This window comes from Mesorhizobium bavaricum (assembly GCF_056781655.1).
Genome location: NZ_CM165566.1, coordinates 3,359,211 through 3,374,153 on the forward strand (window position 1 = coordinate 3,359,211; position 14,943 = coordinate 3,374,153).

The window sequence follows — 14,943 nt, forward strand, 5'->3', positions numbered from 1 at the left end:
GCGCCAAACCAGTGAGATCTGACATGACCGATTCCCGTGCCCGCGATATCCTGTCCCGCCAGTCCGAGCTCGAGAGCGAGCGCAGCCAGTATGAGGCGGTGTGGGAGCAGGTGGCGGAGTTCTGCGACCCCGATGCGCCCGACATCTGGAGTGGCCGCCGCAGTGGTGGCCAGGACTCGCAGGCCGAGCGGCAGGAGCGGCGGGGTGCCCGCGTCTACGCCAACACCATCAACTCGGCCGCCAACCGGCTCGCTGCCGGGCTGGAAAGCCTGATCATCCCGCAGTCGGAAAAATGGCATGGGCTGTCGACCGCCGAGATGAATGACGAGGAGACCGACGAGGAAAAGGAGTGGGCGGAAGGCTTGCGCGATTTCCTGTTTGCGCTGCGCTATTCCGCCAATTCGAACTTTGTGCCGGCGACGCAGGCCTGCCTGCGCAATGTCGTGCGCTATGGGCCGGCCTATCTCTATGCCGAGGAAGGGTTCGGCTCGACGCTGATCCGCTATGCCTCGATCCCCGTGGTCGAAGGCTATCTCTCGCGCAACCGCTGGGGCCAGGTCGACATCTTTCACCGCCGCTACGAGCGCACGGCGCGGCAGGCGGCGCAGCTGCTCGGCTATGAAAAGCTGCCGGCGCGCATCAAGCTGCTGGTCGACGATCCGGCCAAATGCGAGACCAAGATCTCGCTGGTCCAGTGCATCCAGCCGCGCGACGAGCGCAAGATGTATCGGCAGGGCGGCCACACCCGGTATCTCGACACGGCGTTCGCCTCCTACCATGTCATCGAGGACGAGGAGGAGATCGTCAGGGAGAGCGGCTTTCGCACCTTCCCGGTGTCGACCTTCAACTGGCGCCGCTACGAGGGCGACCCCTACGGCATCTCGCCGACCATAGAAGCTCTAACGACGGTGCGCGAGGAGAATGCCGTGCGCCGCTCCGGCCTGCGCGCGCTGCAGCAGATCACCGATCCGGCCACCGCCTCGAAGGCCCGGCTCGACTATGTGCCGGTGCTCAACCCGGGCGAGAACTATCCCGGTCTGATCGACGACAATGGCAGGCCGCTGATCGCGCCGATCTCGACAGGGCAGAACCCGACCTATGCCTTCAACTACGCGCAGAGCCGCGCCGACGAGATCCGCGACATGATGTTCGTCAATCTGTTCCAGACGCTGGTGCAGAACCCGCAGATGACGGCGACAGAAGCGCTGATAAGGCAGGAGGAAAAGGGCGCGCTGCTCGGGCCGTCGGGCTCGATCATCCAGGCGGGCTTTGCCACCAATCTCGACCGCGAACTCGGCATTTTGGAGGACAAGGGGCTGTATGACGAGGATAGCCGCTTCCTGCCGCCGGCGAGCCTGGCCGGCAAGGCGGTGCGGCCGACCTTCACCGGCCCGCTCGACGTGCTGCGCCGCGCGGCCGAAGCGCGCGACACCATCCAGGTGGTGACGACGGCCATGCAGATGGCGCAGTTCGACCCCGGCGTGATGGACAATATCGACGGCGACGAGGCGATCAAGATCGTGCAGGGCGCCGGCCGCAGCCCGCAGCGCATCTTCCGCCGCAAGGCGGAGGTCGACGGCCTGCGCGATGCCCGCGCCAAGGCAAGCCAGGCCCAGGCCGGCATGGCGGCGATCGCCACCGCCGGCAAGGCGGCCAGGGATGCCGTGCCGGCGGCCGTGCAGGCGCGCGACAGCGGCCTGCTCGACGGGCTGCAAGGCATGCTGCAGGGGCAGGCCGCGCCGGGCCAAGGCGGGCAAGGGTTGCCAACCGGTCAGGATCCAGCGGGTGGCGGCGCATGAGCCGGAAACGCTTTGCCCATTCCGGCCAGGCCGGCGGCCCGGCCAAGGCGCGAGAGGCGCTGGCCAGGGCGTATCTCAGGGTGTTTTCAGGCGAGGACGGCGAGATGGTGCTGGCCGACCTCGCGGCGACGACAGGCTACTACCGCCGCCCGTCCTATGGCGAGTGGATGGCGCGGACCCGCACGCCCAGCGGCTTCGAACTGCACAGTGCGCTCAGCAATGCACGCGCCGAGGTGGTGCAGCACATCATGGGGTTTCTGACGCTGGACGAGGCGCAGCTGCTGGCGCTGGAGAAGGCCGCGCGGGCGGAGGAGTAGGTAGGGGCGTTCGAACTGCGTCCCTCTCCCCGTTCTAGGGGGAGAGGATGCCGGCAGGCAGGTGAGGGGCGGTGACAGCATTCCAGAACGTTGCGTTGCCCCTCATCCCCCTGCCGGGACCTTCTCCCGTTGAACGGGGAGAAGGGGGCTAACGCTCAATAATCGCCGTTGTAATACCGGTCGTCGCAGGGCGCGGTGTAGATGCGGCCGTCGCGGTCCTGGTAGCGGCACATCTGTTCGCCGCGGCGTTGCGGTTGCGGGGTGGTGGCCGAGCCGACAACCGCGCCGAGCAGGGCGCCGCTGGCCGCGCCGATGACCGTGCTCTTGGTGTTGCCGCCAATGGCCTGGCCGACGAGGGCGCCGCCGGCGCCGCCGATAAGCGCGCCGGTTCCGGCTCTCTGCTGGCCTTCGGTCTGTGCGCAGCCTGCAAGTGCTGCGGTCATCAGCACGGCGGCAATGGCTTTGTGAAAGTTCATATGCGGTCTCCCTTGAATGCCTGAAATCCCTATGGCTCGCCACGTGCCGCCGCAATGCGGCGGAACAGGGGCACCAGGCCTCACGATATAAGACAGGGTTTCTCGGGCGTTGATGGGCCGAGCGCCGAAAACACCTCATGCGAACAAGGCGCTAGCTCGGCTCCTTGTCAAAATGATTCAGCCTTTGACGGTTCGGCCTGGCTGCGCCGGGCCTTCCGCTATCGCTCCCAGCCCTTCGGGCGTTCAAGTCCTTTGAAAGGTCCATTGGACCTTTCAATCCGCCCGAAGGCCGACCGGACTTTCACCGTTCGTCGTTTGGAAAGCCAAGCAATTGGCTTCCCATGCGCTGCGCGCACCACTCAAACAATGGAGACATGCCAATGACCCGAGGTCTTCCCCGCACACTTGTCCGCGCCGCCGCCCGCGAGGCCGGCCTTGCCCCACCGAAAGCCGGCCTGAAGGCCGTCACATCAGGGCAGGGCGGCGCCTTCCGCACCGTCTTTTCGTTCAATGCCATGATGGTGCCGGTCACCGATGCACAGGCCTATGCCAGCCAGAAGATCTTCGACTTCACCGACGGCAAGGTGCGCATTAAGGGCGGCACGGCGCGGCTGCAGTTCGCTGTGCTCAGCCCCCGCGCTTCGACCATCAACGACAATGCCGCACTGACCTGGTCGCTCGGCTCGGCGCCGGCATCGAGCGCGACGCTGGCCACGACCATGGTCAATGTGCTCGCCTCCACCGCCCGCACGCTGGACGGCGCCGGTGCGGCACTCTCCACCGCCTCGACCGCCGATATCGCGGCGGCAGCGACGCTGGACGGCACCGCGACGCCGATCGATCTCTATCTCAACCTTGCCTTCGCCACCGGCACCGACATCGACGCCGACGGGACGCTGGCAATGACCGGCACGATCACGCTGCTCTGGGAGAACTGGGGGGATAATATTTGAGCTGACCGGCCTTAGGCCAGCGGCCTTCCGTCAGCCCAGAATGCGTCGACTTTCGTCCACCAGATACTCGACTGTGGTTGCAGCCATCGCTTGAAGTCGTCGGGGTTCGTAGTGTGATGCAGGCTCTTGTTCTGCAGATCCTCGAGCAATCCGACGATCGCCGCATCCCGCACATAGGGATTGCCTTCGATGATCCAGCGTTCGACGACCCCGAAAATCCCGCCGAACCGGTCTGTCTCACCAGCCTCGAGGTTGCGGATGAGGTGGAGCGCCAGCTCTGACAAGGCAAGGTACAGCGGTTGCTCCCCGCCATCGCGCCAACCCTCTCGGAATTTTTCCCATGCGCCGTGAAACGACGGATCGACCTGCAGGAGCCGCTCGAACATGTTCGAGCGGTCGAACGTGAAATCTGTGGGTTCGTTCTTGTCGGTCACGTCACCTTTTCGCCCGAAGCCACTGGGGTGACAGCTCTACAGCCCTGACTTGAAAGTCGGGCTACTTCCCTGAAACCCACATAAGGAAATCTCACATGACAGATCTGGCAGACGCCGGGTCCGTGGCGGCGCGTGCGCAGCCGGCGGGCAACCCGGTACGGTCACCGGCTGGTGCGGACAACCGGTCCGCCGCGCCTGCCGCCCAAAGTTGGTTTGACGGTCTTTCCGAAGGCAACCGCAAGCTCGCTGAAACCAAGGGCTGGACCAGGGCTGAAAGCCTCGATCGGGTTTTCACATCCTATGCGGAGCTGGAGCGGCAGCAGGGTGAGAGCCTGCGCGTTCCCGCCGCGGACGCATCACGCGAAGACTGGGAGCGGTTTCATGCCCGGCTGCCCGAGGCGATGCGTCCGGTCACCTCCTCCGAAAAGGTCGAGTACCGGCGCCCGGAAGGGTTGCCGGAAAACTTCGCCTATTCGGACGAGCTCGCCAATGCTTCCAAGGCCTGGGCGGTCGAAGCGGGTGCTTCGCCAAGGACCGCGCAGGCCTATCACGACAAGTTCGTCGGCTACATGGCCGAGCAGGCCGTGCGCCAGGAGATCGCGCTGGCCCGTTCGGTCGAGGCCACCCATGACGACCTTGTCCGCGACTGGGGGCCGACCGACAGCGACGGCTTTCGCCGGAAGATCGAGGTCGCCAACCGGGCGATGAAGAAGCTCGGCCTAGTCGACGCCTACAAGGCGAAGGGCATCCTTCTGCCGGACGGGGCGCTGACCGATCCGCAGATCGCCAGGGCGTTCCACGCCATCGGCGAGGCGATGTTCACGGAAGACACGATCGATGGCGGTGCCGTCTTGAGCGGAGGCAATCCGTTCAAGCGCAACGCCGCCGGCGAACGCAACATTTCGGCGATTTCAGCCCTCGTCAAAAGCGACCCCGCCCGTGCCCGCCGGCTGGCACGCGAGGCCGGTGAGAACCCGGATCAGTGGATGCCCAACAACCCCCTCTAAAGCTGTGTCGATATTCAGGTGATGCCGGCCTCCTCGGCCTGACCTGAATCTCAGCACACTCCGCCAAACCCAAACCAGAAGGAAGAGAAAAATGGCAGATGCCTACACCCGTATCGCGGACGCGATCGTTCCGTCCGTCTATGCGCAATATGCGTTCGAGGAGCACGTCCAGTCGCTCGAGATCTACCAGGCCGGAATCCTGTTTTCCGACCCGGCCATCGCCTCGAAGCTGTCTATGGGCGGCCGCTCGGTCGACATGCCAGGCTGGAAGGATCTCGGCAACGACCCGTCCGAGCCGGTCAATGACGATCCGGCCGATTCCATCGAGATGAAGAAGATCGGCTCGCGCCGCGAGGTCGCCGCCCGTAATGTCCGCGCCCAGGCCTGGGGCGTTCCGGACCTGACCTCGATCCTGGCCGGTGACGATCCGCAGAAGCTGATCGTCAAGCGGCAGACCGAGTACTGGCAGCGTGCCAACAAGCTGACCCTGCTCGGCATGCTGAAGGGCGTCGTCGCCGACAACATCGCCAATGACGGTGCCGACCTGGTGCGCACCACCGGCGCCTCCATCGTCGACACCGACATCATCGAGGCCGCCTATCTGATGGGCGACCGCGCCGACAAGTTCAAGACGATCTGGATGCACTCCAAGCAGATGAAGGCGCTGAAGCTCGCCGACCTCATCGACTATGTGCCGTCCTCGCAGCAGGGCGGGCCGCTGATCCCCTATTACATGGGGCTGCGGGCCGTCGTCGACGACGACATTCCGGTGGCGGCGGGCGTCTACACGGCCTTCATGTTCAAGGACAAGGCGATCCTGTGGAACGAGCTGCCGGTCAACACCGAAGGCGGTCCGCTGGAGTTCGACCGCAAGCCGCGCCAGGGCCATGGCGGCGGCGTCACCGAAATGGTCGGCCGCCGGCATTTCGTGCCGCACGTTCCCGGCACACGCTTCCTCGACGCCGCCTCGGCCGGCGAATTCGCCACCGATGCGGAGCTGGCACTCGCCGCGAACTGGGACCGCACCGCATCGAGCGTCAAGGCCATGACGTTCATCGCGCTGAAGACGACCGAGGCCTGATCGGGCCAGGCGAGCAGCGGGGGCGTTGCCCCCGCCTTCACGGCTCGCAGAATTGTAGACATGTGGACACGACCGTACGTCCACATGTCATCCTCTATCGGTTTTGGGGGCCCAGCGTCCGTTGTTAGACCAGGCGACGCCTTGTAGATTGCAACGACACGTTGGAGGTTGGAAACATGGCGCTCAAGCGGATGGACAACGTCGGAATCGTCGTCGAAGATCTCGGAGCCACGATTGATTTCTTTCGCGAACTCGGCCTCGAGCTCGAAGGGCGGGCCACGATCGAAGGAGAATGGGCCGGACGCGTCACCGGACTGGGCGATCAGCATGTCGAGATTGCCATGATGCGCACACCGGACGGCCACAGCCGGCTCGAGCTCTCCCGCTTCCTCGCGCCGCCTGTCGTCGCAGATCACCGGAACGCCCCGGTCAACGCCCTGGGCTACCTCCGCGTCATGTTCACCGTGGACGACATCGACGAGACGCTTGCAAGGCTCCGCACTCGCGGCGCGCAACTCGTCGGCGAAGTGGTCCAGTACAAGGACGCGTATCGGCTCTGCTACATCCGTGGGCCTGAAGGGCTTCTCATCGGCCTCGCCCAAGAACTCAGCTGAGGCAATACGAAGACAGCCAATCTCCCACCCGTGGGGGAGATGGCCGGCAGGCCGGAGGGGGCGCGGTAGAAGCGCGATCTCTCACTATCGACACCAAATCCCAAGCCGCTTCGCAGCGGCTTTTTTCATGTCCGGAGAAAATCATGACCCGACCCGCATGGACGAGGCGCTGAGCCATGGCCATCACCCCGCTCGATATCGCCAACATGGCGCTCGCCGTGCTCGACGAGGCGCCGATCGACAGCCTCGACCAGGACATCAAGGCGGCGCGGCTCCTCAACCTGCATTTCGACCTGACGCGGGAGGCGGAGCTGACCAAATACGCCTGGGTGTTCGCGATCCTGCGCGCCACGCTGGCGGGCTCGGATACCGGCAGCGGCGATTGCAGCCTGAACTTCGCCTATGAATTGCCGGCCGACTGCCTGCGGCCGCTGCCACTGAGCCGCAATGGCGAACCGGACGGCGTGCCGGTGTCGTGGCGCCAGGAGGCCGGCCTGATCTACAGCGATCAGCCCGGGCCTCTGGCGATCCGCTACGTCGCCAACCTCACCGATCCGAACGACTGGGACGCGCTGTTCACCGAAGTGCTGGTGGCCGCACTTGCCATCAAGGTGGCGCATCCGCTGACCCACAAGTCGGGCATGATCGACATTGCCCGCGCCGCCTATGACCGGGCGCTGGACGCCGCGCTCAACGCCAACGCCATCCAGCGCGGTGGCAGGTCCTACACCGCGTCCTGGTCGAGCCAGCGCGGCGACAACAGGATTATGCGCTGATGACGACGCTCTATCCGGTCCAGGACGTCTTCACCCGCGGCGAGATCTCGCCACGCCTGCACGCACGCGCCTCGCTCGATTTCTATCGGGCGGCACTCGCCAGATGCGAGAACTTCGTCACGCTGCCGCATGGCGGCATCCGCAAGCGCGGCGGCACCTATTTTGCCGGTGAGGTAAAGATTTCGGCGAAGAGGACGCGGCTGATCCCGTTCATCTTTTCGGCGGATCAGGCCTACGCGCTCGAATTCGGCGACCTCTACATCCGCGTCTACGCCTATGGCGCCCGCGTCGGCAGCGTGGAAGTCGTCTCGCCCTATCTCGAGGCGGACCTGTTCGATCTCGCCTATGTGCAGTCGGCCGACCAGATGTGGATCACCCACCGGGACTATCCGCCCAAGGTGCTGACGCGTACGGCGCACACGGCATGGACGCTGGATGATCATGCGATCGACGACGGCCCCTATGACGACATCAACAACACCGCGACCACGCTGACACCGGCGGCTTACGGTTCCTTCGTTCCCAGGATGACCAGCCTGACCGCGCCAAGCGGCACGGTTTCCAGCCAAAACGCGACCGCCGATGCATGGGAACTGTTCGACAAGAGCAGCAAGACCGGATCGGTCATTTCATCGGGCACCGGCGCGTGGGTTCAGTATCGGCTGGCGTCCAGTGCGCGGAAGGTGTGCAACGCCTATTGGGTGCAGGCCAACGGCGCCGCTGCCGAGTCGCAGGACATGCCGACCCAGTGGGAGGTGCAGGGATCGAATGACGGTTCCACTTGGGTGACGATCGACTCGCGGCAGGGTCAGACCGGCTGGGCTGCTTCAGAGCGCCGGTACTACGAGTTCTTCAACAAGACAGCCTTCGAATACCTGCGCTGGGACGCGGAAGGCGGCGGCGGTCCAGACTCCACCAACATGAGCTTGGCCGAATGGGCGCCGAACGAGGACGGCGACCTGATGACGCCGTTCAACCTGACGGCGTCCTCGACCGTCGGCATCAATGGCGGCACCGGCTTCCAGACCAGCGACGTCGGCCGCGCCGTCAGGCTGTTCGCCTCCGACGGCCGCTGGCGCTGGGCCAAGATCGTGTCGCGCACCAGCACGACCATCGTCACGGTCCGCCTGTACGGCCATGCCCTGCCGGACCTCAACCCGGTATCCCGCTGGCGGCTGGGCACGCTGGTTCCCGGCAAATACATGGAAGGCGGCTCGCTGTACGAAGAGCGCCTGGCCTTCAGCCGGAAATTCTCCGTCTATGCCTCGGCCACCGGCGACTTCGACAATTTCGCGCTGGGCGAGAAGGACGACGATGCGCTGGAATTCATCCAGGCCGGCGGCGGCCAGGCCAACGACATCGTCTGGATCGCCGAGTCCGACGGTGCTCTGCTGATCGGCACGTCGGGCGGCGTGCGCGCGTTGTCGGGCTCGGGCATCGACGAGGCGCTGACGCCGACCTCGTTCAAGAACCGGCGTTCGCGCACCTTCGGCTGCGCCCGCATCCGCCCGGTCGATGCCGGCCAGTCGTTCCTCTATGTCACGCGCTCGCGCAAATCGATCGCCGAGCTGACGCAGACGGCGCAGAGCCGCTTCACCTCCGATGATGTCGGCCAGATTTCCGAGCATATCCCGAAGCTTGGCGTGGTCGAACTCGCCTTCCAGACCGACCCCGACCCGTTGCTGTGGTTCCCGCTCGAAAATGGCGAGCTTGGCGGCTACACGCATCAGCCATCCCAGGAGGTCAGGGGCATGCACCGGCATCGGCTGGGCGGCGCCTTCGGCGGCTCCGGCTGGGCGGTCGTCGAGAGCGCCACGGCGACCCCCGGCCAGAACGGCAACGACGATCTCTGGCTGGTCGTCAAGCGCACCATGGGCGGCGTGACCAGGCGCACCATCGAGATCAAGACGGCGCCGTTCGAGTATGGCGCGATCGCGGACGCCTTCGAAGTCGACTGCGGCCTGACCTACTCGGGTGCTGCCGTGACCACGGTGGGCGGCGCCACACATCTCGCCGGCCAATCCGTCGATGTGCTGGCCGACAGCAAGGTCTATCGCGGCCTCGCCGTCAGCGGCAGCGGCACCGTGACGTTGCCGGCGGGGTCGGCAGCATCCGCCAAATGGCAGCTCGGCCTGCCCTATGCGGCGGGCGCCGACACGCTGGAGCTCGATGTCGGCGGCCGCGACGGCTCCATCATCGGCCGGCGCAAGAAGGTGGCGAAAGTGATGCTGTCGCTGCTCGAGACCGACACGACGGGGCTCGAAGTGCAGTCCTTCATGCGCGGCCGCTGGGAGCCGGTGCGCATGCCCTCGATCGTCGCGCCCGATGGGCGGGCAACGCTGTTCACCGGCAATGTCGAAGTGCCGATCGACGACAGCTGGGAAGGGCAGGGAAGGGTGAGGATACGCCACCTCAACCCGACGCCCTGCACCATCCGCGCGTTCACGCCGGTGTTCGACGCGGAGCCTTAGGCAGCTCCGGCGCCGCGCTTCCCCGCGCAAATCATTCGCCTTCTCCCAAAAAGGACCCCACCCATGACATCCCCCCATGCCGAGCAACTCGGCAGGGCACGGACGGCTGCCGAATACGCGGCCGTCATCGCCTTGCTCGACACCGACCTCAATGACGCGATTGCCCGCAGGGGCGAGCTGGCTGAAGCGGAGGACCGGGCGGTCTTCGGCGATGGCGACCTGGCCGCGGCGCGCGCAGCACTCGACGACTGCAACGACAGGGTCGCGCTGCTGGAAAGGACCATCGACGCCGCCGGCAAGCGCCGCGCAGAGGCCGCCGCCGGCGAAGCCCGGGCCGACATCGCCGCGCTTGGCGACGAGATCAAGGCGAGGGCGGCTTTGCTCGGCGAACGCTGGCGCAGCGTGCAGCGGCTGGTCGAGCTGTTGCGCCAGGAACTGTTCGAGGCCGATGCGCTGGCCCGCGCCATCGCTACCGCCAACGGCCTGTTCGACGCCGCAGGGGTCGCCGACCTGAAGGTCAACCTGACCACCACGCGCCGCGCGGCAATGGCCGGGCCGCGTGCCGCCGCGCCCGCCCGTCTCAGCCGCCCGGCGATCCAGGCCGACAGGCTTTTGCTGTCCTTCCTCAGCCCGGGCGGCGCGCTCGACCCGCGCCCGGCGCTCGGCGCGCCGGTCAAGCGCTCCGACGCCAGGCGCCCCGACGTCAGGCGCCCCGAGGGCAAAAGCAAATTCCTTCCCGCAACAGCAAGCAAACCCTTGGGCGAACGAGGCTGAACCATGTGCACACTCGCTCTTCTCGGTACGGCTCTTTCGGTCGGCGGCGCGCTGGCCGAGGGCCAGCAGTCGAAGCAGATGGCCGACGCCCAGGCCAGGGCCTATGAGCAGCAGGCGCGGGCCGACGCGCAAAGTGCGGCCTTCGAGCAGGGCCAGGAGCGCCACAAGCAGGACCTCCTGCAGGCGCAGGCGCGCGCCCAGGCCGGCGCCTCGGGCGTCGGCATGGCCGGCTCGCCGGCCGAGGTGCTGGCGGCAAACGCCAGGCAGGGCCAGCTCGACATCAAGGCGATCCAGTACAGCTCGCAGCTGCGCCAGAACAATCTTGGCCCGCAGGCCGCCATCTCGCGCTTTTCCGGCCGGCAGGCGGCGACGGCGAGCCTCTTCCAGGCCGGCAGCAGCCTCGGCTCGGGCCTCGCCGGCCTCTACGACCCGGCCAAGGCGGTGACCTTCGGCAAAGGCGCCTTCCCGCCGGCGCCGCGTGGGCTCTTCACTGGAGGTCTCTACTGATGGCGACCATTCCTCTCCAGCTTGCCCGGCGCCGGCTCGAAACCAGCAACGTCGTCTCCTATCCCGAGGGATCGCCGGTTGGCCGGGCGATGCAGGGTTTTGGCGACGAGCTTTCCGCCGTCGCCGAGCGCTACCGGCAGATGAAAGAGCGGCAGGAGGCGTTCGACGCCGATATCGCGCGCCGCCGGTTCAACGGCCGGATCGCGCAGGCGGAAGACGAGGTGGTGGCGAATGCGCCGGCCGATGGTGCCGGCCTGCATGACGCCATGTATGGCCAGGTCGATCCGCGCACCGGCCGGGTGGTCAAATCAGGCCTGTTCGACACACTGTTCGACGATGCCTTGCCGAACATGCCCGAGAGCCAGCGCGCCGATTTCGCCAGGCAGAAGGAGGCGATGCGCGCGGCAGGCTCGGAGCGCATGGCCGCGCGGCAGCAGGCGCGCCGCGATGACTATGAGCAGGCCGAGTGGACAGCAGTGCAGGACGCTTCACTTGGCGCTATCGCCGAGGGCGACCCTGCCGACACGGGAACGTTCGAAGCGATCCGGCAGAGCGGCTTTGACCTGATCGCCAAAATGGGCAACCCGGTGGCCAGGCAAGCAGCCGAAACTGCCTGGCGCAGCAATACGGAAAAAGCGTTTGTCCGGGTCCGCCGTTAACCGGCTTGACGCGTATTTCGGGGTGCCGGATTTGTGGAGCGGAACGGGATGTGCGACACAGAGTTGACTCTCCGTCAAATAAGTTACGTTTTAGAGCCGTATGTTACGTCAAACCGCATCGACACGACCTCATCATGCGACTATGCGTGCCAGCGCTGACGAAGGGATTTGCCGTGCTGACAAAATTAAAGATCGAACGCTTCAAATCGATTTACGAACAAGAAGTTAGCTTCGGCAAAGTAAACCTGCTTATTGGTCCCAATGGGTCCGGAAAATCTAACATGCTAGAAGCCCTTGGCGTTCTGGCAGCAGCCCTTTCTAGCGGCCTTGACCCTACGGTACTTGATCTGAAGGGTGTTCGCCTTTCGCTCCCCCACCTTTTCAAATCCGCCTTTAAAAATCACGAGCTTCCCAAGAGCTTCAGGTTGGAGGCCCATTTTGAACATGGCCGATACGACTGCAACATAAGGTCCAGTGCCAACAGTCCCTTTCTGGAGTTCTCGGCAGAGGCACTTTACGACGGTGAACACCAGGTTTTTGGGCGTAGCGGACACGGCACAAAACTGCACTCGGTCGCAAAGGACCTTCCAGGATTTTCGAAAGGCCTCGTTCCGTCAACGCGAAGCGTCTGGAGCGTCATTGAACCGATGGTCAAGATTTCCGCAGGCCTGCGCCAGGAACTCGACGAATTCTCAAAATTTGCGATCTATGCCCCCCAGACAGCGGTGATGAGGGGCTTGGCTATCGATCAGCGTGTTGTCGAGCCGCTCGGCCTAACAGGATCAGGCTTGGCTGCCGCCTTCAACACCATTGAGAGGACGGATCGGACGAAGTTTCAGAAGTTGATGCAAGTGATCTGGGAGCCCGGTTGGGCAGATCAAGTAAAAGCCGGTAGCTTCGACGCGAACGTGGTGCCTTCGCAAGTCCGTTCCGAGGGCCAACTTATGTACATTCGCGACAAATTTATGCACTCGAAACGAAACATGCTCAGTGCATTTGATGCTAGCGAAGGCACCCTCTATTTGATATTTGTAGCTGTGCTACTGGCTCATCAAATGACACCAAATATTTTCGCATTAGACAACGTGGATGGAACTTTGAATCCACGCCTCGTGAGAAAGCTTTCTAATCATGTTATTGAAGCGCTTTTGGACTCGGCGAGTTCGAACAAACGTCAGGCGTTCATGACTTCCCATCATCCGTCATCGTTGGACAGCTTCGATATTTTTGACCCATCGCAGAAGATATTTGTTTGCCGACGAGCGCACACAAAGGAATCGAACCCCCTCGGAAAGACTGAATTCCGGCCGCTTGAACCCGCTCCGGGTATGACAAAGGATCAGTGGAACGTCGCTCATCAAGGACAGAATTTGTCAGAGCTGTTGCTAGAAGACCGTATTTCGGGTGCGCTTTAGATGACAGTCGTGGGTTTGGTTGCTGAGGGGACGCACGACTTCATAATGCTAGATCCATTTATACGTGGGGAGCTAGCCAAACGCACAGGTGACGCTATTGTGGTTCGAACTCTTCAGCCCGCGCCTGATGCAACTGGGCGCATGACAGATGGCGGTTGGGGTAAAGTACTCGGATGGTGCAAGAAATACACAGGTTCAAAACTTGACACCTTCTTCCAACCAATTTTCGCCGGTGATGTCCCTTGCGACGTCATCATTGTCCACTTGGACGGTGATGCATTGGAGGTCGTGGCGCCTCATACAACTATTGTCGTTCCGCCGGGAGTTATTGCAATTGCAGATCGCGTTAATCTTGTGGTTGATGCACTGGAGAGTGTCCTTTCGCCAGCAGGCCGGAGGCAGAGGATAGCTTTTGCCGTGCCAGTCCAGCATACGGAGGCATGGGTGTTAGCTGCTGAGAATTCACACGCTGCACCAGCTACGATTGACGCAAAGGCTGAGTTCCGAAAAACATATGATTATAAAAAGCTTAAATTGCAAAAGTATTATTCGGATAAAGTATCAGCAGTCGCGAAGACGCCTTGGGTTGCCCCAAATTGCACGAGCTATGTGGCGTTCTCCGCTGAAATTGCGGCAGTCCAACTATAATTTTCCGCCGCCGCTCGTTGACCCTATTTTGGGATGATCCCCAGGTGTGCTGATACCAACACCTTCTTCGGCCGGGGCTTCTCCTTTGGCATCGTCGGTCGGACCTGTTATCAGCTTAAGGTCAGGTTCTGGTACTTCCTGATAATAATATTGCAACGCCGCCTGAGCATACGTGTAATAATTCTCCACTGCAGTTATGCCGGCATCAGGAATGGTGAACGCAACGTATATACTTGCTAGTACACTCCACGCCTTAGAGAATCTTCGTCGATTTGGATGGTCCGATTGCGATGACTCCGCATTCCGAAGTATGGCATGTGTGCTAAGAAGGTGTTCGAAAACGCCGTCTACTCCATAAAACTCCATTTTATCGATCATAAGCCGAAGGGCTCTGAACGAAGTGACGAGTAGTGTGACAAACACGTCCTGCCTGCTATCCATGGCATCGATCGCTTCATCAATCTTCAGAATCAGGTCTGCCCTTTCGGCATCCGTCGGCACGCTCAGGGGCGCGGCGCCCTGAACAGTATGTCCTGCCATCAAAAGGGTATTAAGTGCGACTAAAGTAAAGGCGCTGTCGCGCACCCCCGACCAAGGGTTCTGTAAACTGGCCGTGGACACAAACGTCGACACTTGTTTGCAGGCATCGTCAAACGTTGTGCGGAAGGGCTCTGGGGTTGCGGTCAACGACGCAACCAAGGTGCGTAGCCGCATGATTCTCCCCGAGAGCGCAGCGAGGACCGCGAAGAACTCAGGGCTATCCACTGGCAAGTCAAATTGCCTTGCTAGAGCCTTGCGTGTCTGATCCTTGGCATCAACGCCCGAAAGTTTTTTGCAGAGTCGATAAAGTTCAGTAGATGGGTCCGTAATCTCGGCCATCAGTAACTCCAAGCGTACAGATGGCGCCCCGGCTATTCCGCACGTCTGGATATAAAAGCACCTGCCGAACAGGACGGCAAGTTGTTCGTGCAGAAGGCAGTGCTATCATTGCCCATCGCTTTGTGGACGACGT

General features: G+C 63.2%; 16 protein-coding genes. 13 read left to right on the forward strand and 3 right to left on the reverse strand.

Going from position 1 to position 14,943, the window contains the following annotated elements; translation table 11 throughout:
* Window positions 1-23: 23 nt before the first annotated feature.
* A complete protein-coding gene (locus tag AC1RZR_RS16510) occupies window positions 24-1,799 on the forward strand; it encodes a portal protein (protein WP_481828964.1) in 1,776 nt (591 codons plus the stop codon).
* Window positions 1,796-2,116 carry a Bbp19 family protein gene (locus tag AC1RZR_RS16515; protein ID WP_481828965.1) on the forward strand — a complete coding sequence of 107 codons (321 nt, stop codon included), beginning with the start codon at window positions 1,796-1,798 and terminating at the stop codon, window positions 2,114-2,116. Before AC1RZR_RS16510 ends, AC1RZR_RS16515 begins: the two co-directional genes overlap by 4 nt.
* A 155-nt stretch (window positions 2,117-2,271) precedes the next feature.
* Here the strand turns inward: AC1RZR_RS16515 and AC1RZR_RS16520 are convergent, their stop codons facing one another.
* Window positions 2,272-2,592, reverse strand: coding sequence for a YMGG-like glycine zipper-containing protein (locus AC1RZR_RS16520; protein ID WP_095091384.1), 321 nt, complete (start codon window positions 2,590-2,592; stop codon window positions 2,272-2,274).
* 380 nt (window positions 2,593-2,972) lie between these two features.
* On the opposite strand from AC1RZR_RS16520, the gene AC1RZR_RS16525 reads away from it, so the two are divergent.
* Complete coding sequence (locus AC1RZR_RS16525) at window positions 2,973-3,545, forward strand: hypothetical protein (RefSeq protein WP_477274210.1); 573 nt, start codon at window positions 2,973-2,975, stop codon at window positions 3,543-3,545.
* A gap of 11 nt (window positions 3,546-3,556) precedes the next feature.
* Here AC1RZR_RS16525 and AC1RZR_RS16530 read toward each other — a convergent pair whose 3' ends face one another.
* Window positions 3,557-3,979, reverse strand: coding sequence for a DUF7674 family protein (locus tag AC1RZR_RS16530; RefSeq protein ID WP_477274212.1), 423 nt, complete (start codon window positions 3,977-3,979; stop codon window positions 3,557-3,559).
* A 95-nt stretch (window positions 3,980-4,074) separates the two neighbouring features.
* On the opposite strand from AC1RZR_RS16530, the gene AC1RZR_RS16535 reads away from it, so the two are divergent.
* From AC1RZR_RS16535 to AC1RZR_RS16580, 10 genes are all read left to right on the forward strand, one after another.
* Window positions 4,075-4,986, forward strand: a complete 912-nt coding sequence (locus AC1RZR_RS16535; RefSeq protein WP_481828966.1) for a hypothetical protein — start codon at window positions 4,075-4,077, stop codon at window positions 4,984-4,986.
* A gap of 91 nt (window positions 4,987-5,077) precedes the next feature.
* A complete protein-coding gene (locus tag AC1RZR_RS16540) occupies window positions 5,078-6,067 on the forward strand; it encodes a Coat protein (protein ID WP_481828967.1) in 990 nt (329 codons plus the stop codon).
* Between the two features lie 176 nt (window positions 6,068-6,243).
* Window positions 6,244-6,681, forward strand: a complete 438-nt coding sequence (locus AC1RZR_RS16545; RefSeq protein ID WP_481828968.1) for a VOC family protein — start codon at window positions 6,244-6,246, stop codon at window positions 6,679-6,681.
* A 176-nt stretch (window positions 6,682-6,857) separates the two neighbouring features.
* Window positions 6,858-7,457, forward strand: coding sequence for a phage connector family protein (locus tag AC1RZR_RS16550; protein WP_481828969.1), 600 nt, complete (start codon window positions 6,858-6,860; stop codon window positions 7,455-7,457).
* Complete coding sequence (locus tag AC1RZR_RS16555; protein WP_481828970.1) at window positions 7,457-9,928, forward strand: phage tail protein; 2,472 nt, start codon at window positions 7,457-7,459, stop codon at window positions 9,926-9,928. The genes AC1RZR_RS16550 and AC1RZR_RS16555 overlap by 1 nt, the downstream gene beginning before the upstream one ends.
* Window positions 9,929-9,991: 63 nt before the next feature.
* Window positions 9,992-10,702 (forward strand): hypothetical protein, encoded by a 711-nt coding sequence (locus AC1RZR_RS16560; RefSeq protein WP_481828971.1) that lies wholly within the window; start codon window positions 9,992-9,994, stop codon window positions 10,700-10,702.
* Between the two features lie 3 nt (window positions 10,703-10,705).
* Window positions 10,706-11,209, forward strand: coding sequence for a hypothetical protein (locus tag AC1RZR_RS16565; protein WP_481828972.1), 504 nt, complete (start codon window positions 10,706-10,708; stop codon window positions 11,207-11,209).
* Window positions 11,209-11,868: a hypothetical protein gene (locus AC1RZR_RS16570; protein ID WP_481828973.1), complete on the forward strand. Its 660-nt coding sequence runs from the start codon at window positions 11,209-11,211 to the stop codon at window positions 11,866-11,868. Before AC1RZR_RS16565 ends, AC1RZR_RS16570 begins: the two co-directional genes overlap by 1 nt.
* Window positions 11,869-12,014: 146 nt before the next feature.
* On the forward strand, window positions 12,015-13,283 hold the full coding sequence (locus AC1RZR_RS16575; protein ID WP_481828974.1) for an AAA family ATPase: 1,269 nt from the start codon (window positions 12,015-12,017) through the stop codon (window positions 13,281-13,283).
* A complete protein-coding gene (locus tag AC1RZR_RS16580; RefSeq protein ID WP_481828975.1) occupies window positions 13,284-13,931 on the forward strand; it encodes a hypothetical protein in 648 nt (215 codons plus the stop codon). It begins immediately after the preceding gene.
* Here AC1RZR_RS16580 and AC1RZR_RS16585 read toward each other — a convergent pair.
* Entirely contained in the window at window positions 13,926-14,810 is an 885-nt protein-coding gene (locus tag AC1RZR_RS16585; RefSeq protein ID WP_481828976.1) for a hypothetical protein, read from the reverse strand. The genes AC1RZR_RS16580 and AC1RZR_RS16585 overlap by 6 nt on opposite strands.
* Between the last annotated feature and the right edge of the window lie 133 nt (window positions 14,811-14,943).

What these genes read in the sequence shown, in the direction of transcription:
- AC1RZR_RS16560 (WP_481828971.1), top strand. Translation starts at nt 9,992, where the DNA reads ATGACATCCCCCCATGCCGAGCAACTCGGCAGGGCACGGACGGCTGCC.
- AC1RZR_RS16515 (WP_481828965.1), top strand. Translation starts at nt 1,796, where the DNA reads ATGAGCCGGAAACGCTTTGCCCATTCCGGCCAGGCCGGCGGCCCGGCC.
- AC1RZR_RS16555 (WP_481828970.1), top strand. Translation starts at nt 7,457, where the DNA reads ATGACGACGCTCTATCCGGTCCAGGACGTCTTCACCCGCGGCGAGATC.
- AC1RZR_RS16510 (WP_481828964.1), top strand. Translation starts at nt 24, where the DNA reads ATGACCGATTCCCGTGCCCGCGATATCCTGTCCCGCCAGTCCGAGCTC.
- AC1RZR_RS16525 (WP_477274210.1), top strand. Translation starts at nt 2,973, where the DNA reads ATGACCCGAGGTCTTCCCCGCACACTTGTCCGCGCCGCCGCCCGCGAG.
- AC1RZR_RS16520 (WP_095091384.1), bottom strand. Translation starts at nt 2,592, where the DNA reads ATGAACTTTCACAAAGCCATTGCCGCCGTGCTGATGACCGCAGCACTT.
- AC1RZR_RS16540 (WP_481828967.1), top strand. Translation starts at nt 5,078, where the DNA reads ATGGCAGATGCCTACACCCGTATCGCGGACGCGATCGTTCCGTCCGTC.
- AC1RZR_RS16535 (WP_481828966.1), top strand. Translation starts at nt 4,075, where the DNA reads ATGACAGATCTGGCAGACGCCGGGTCCGTGGCGGCGCGTGCGCAGCCG.
- AC1RZR_RS16545 (WP_481828968.1), top strand. Translation starts at nt 6,244, where the DNA reads ATGGCGCTCAAGCGGATGGACAACGTCGGAATCGTCGTCGAAGATCTC.
- AC1RZR_RS16550 (WP_481828969.1), top strand. Translation starts at nt 6,858, where the DNA reads ATGGCCATCACCCCGCTCGATATCGCCAACATGGCGCTCGCCGTGCTC.
- AC1RZR_RS16585 (WP_481828976.1), bottom strand. Translation starts at nt 14,810, where the DNA reads ATGGCCGAGATTACGGACCCATCTACTGAACTTTATCGACTCTGCAAA.
- AC1RZR_RS16565 (WP_481828972.1), top strand. Translation starts at nt 10,706, where the DNA reads ATGTGCACACTCGCTCTTCTCGGTACGGCTCTTTCGGTCGGCGGCGCG.
- AC1RZR_RS16570 (WP_481828973.1), top strand. Translation starts at nt 11,209, where the DNA reads ATGGCGACCATTCCTCTCCAGCTTGCCCGGCGCCGGCTCGAAACCAGC.
- AC1RZR_RS16580 (WP_481828975.1), top strand. Translation starts at nt 13,284, where the DNA reads ATGACAGTCGTGGGTTTGGTTGCTGAGGGGACGCACGACTTCATAATG.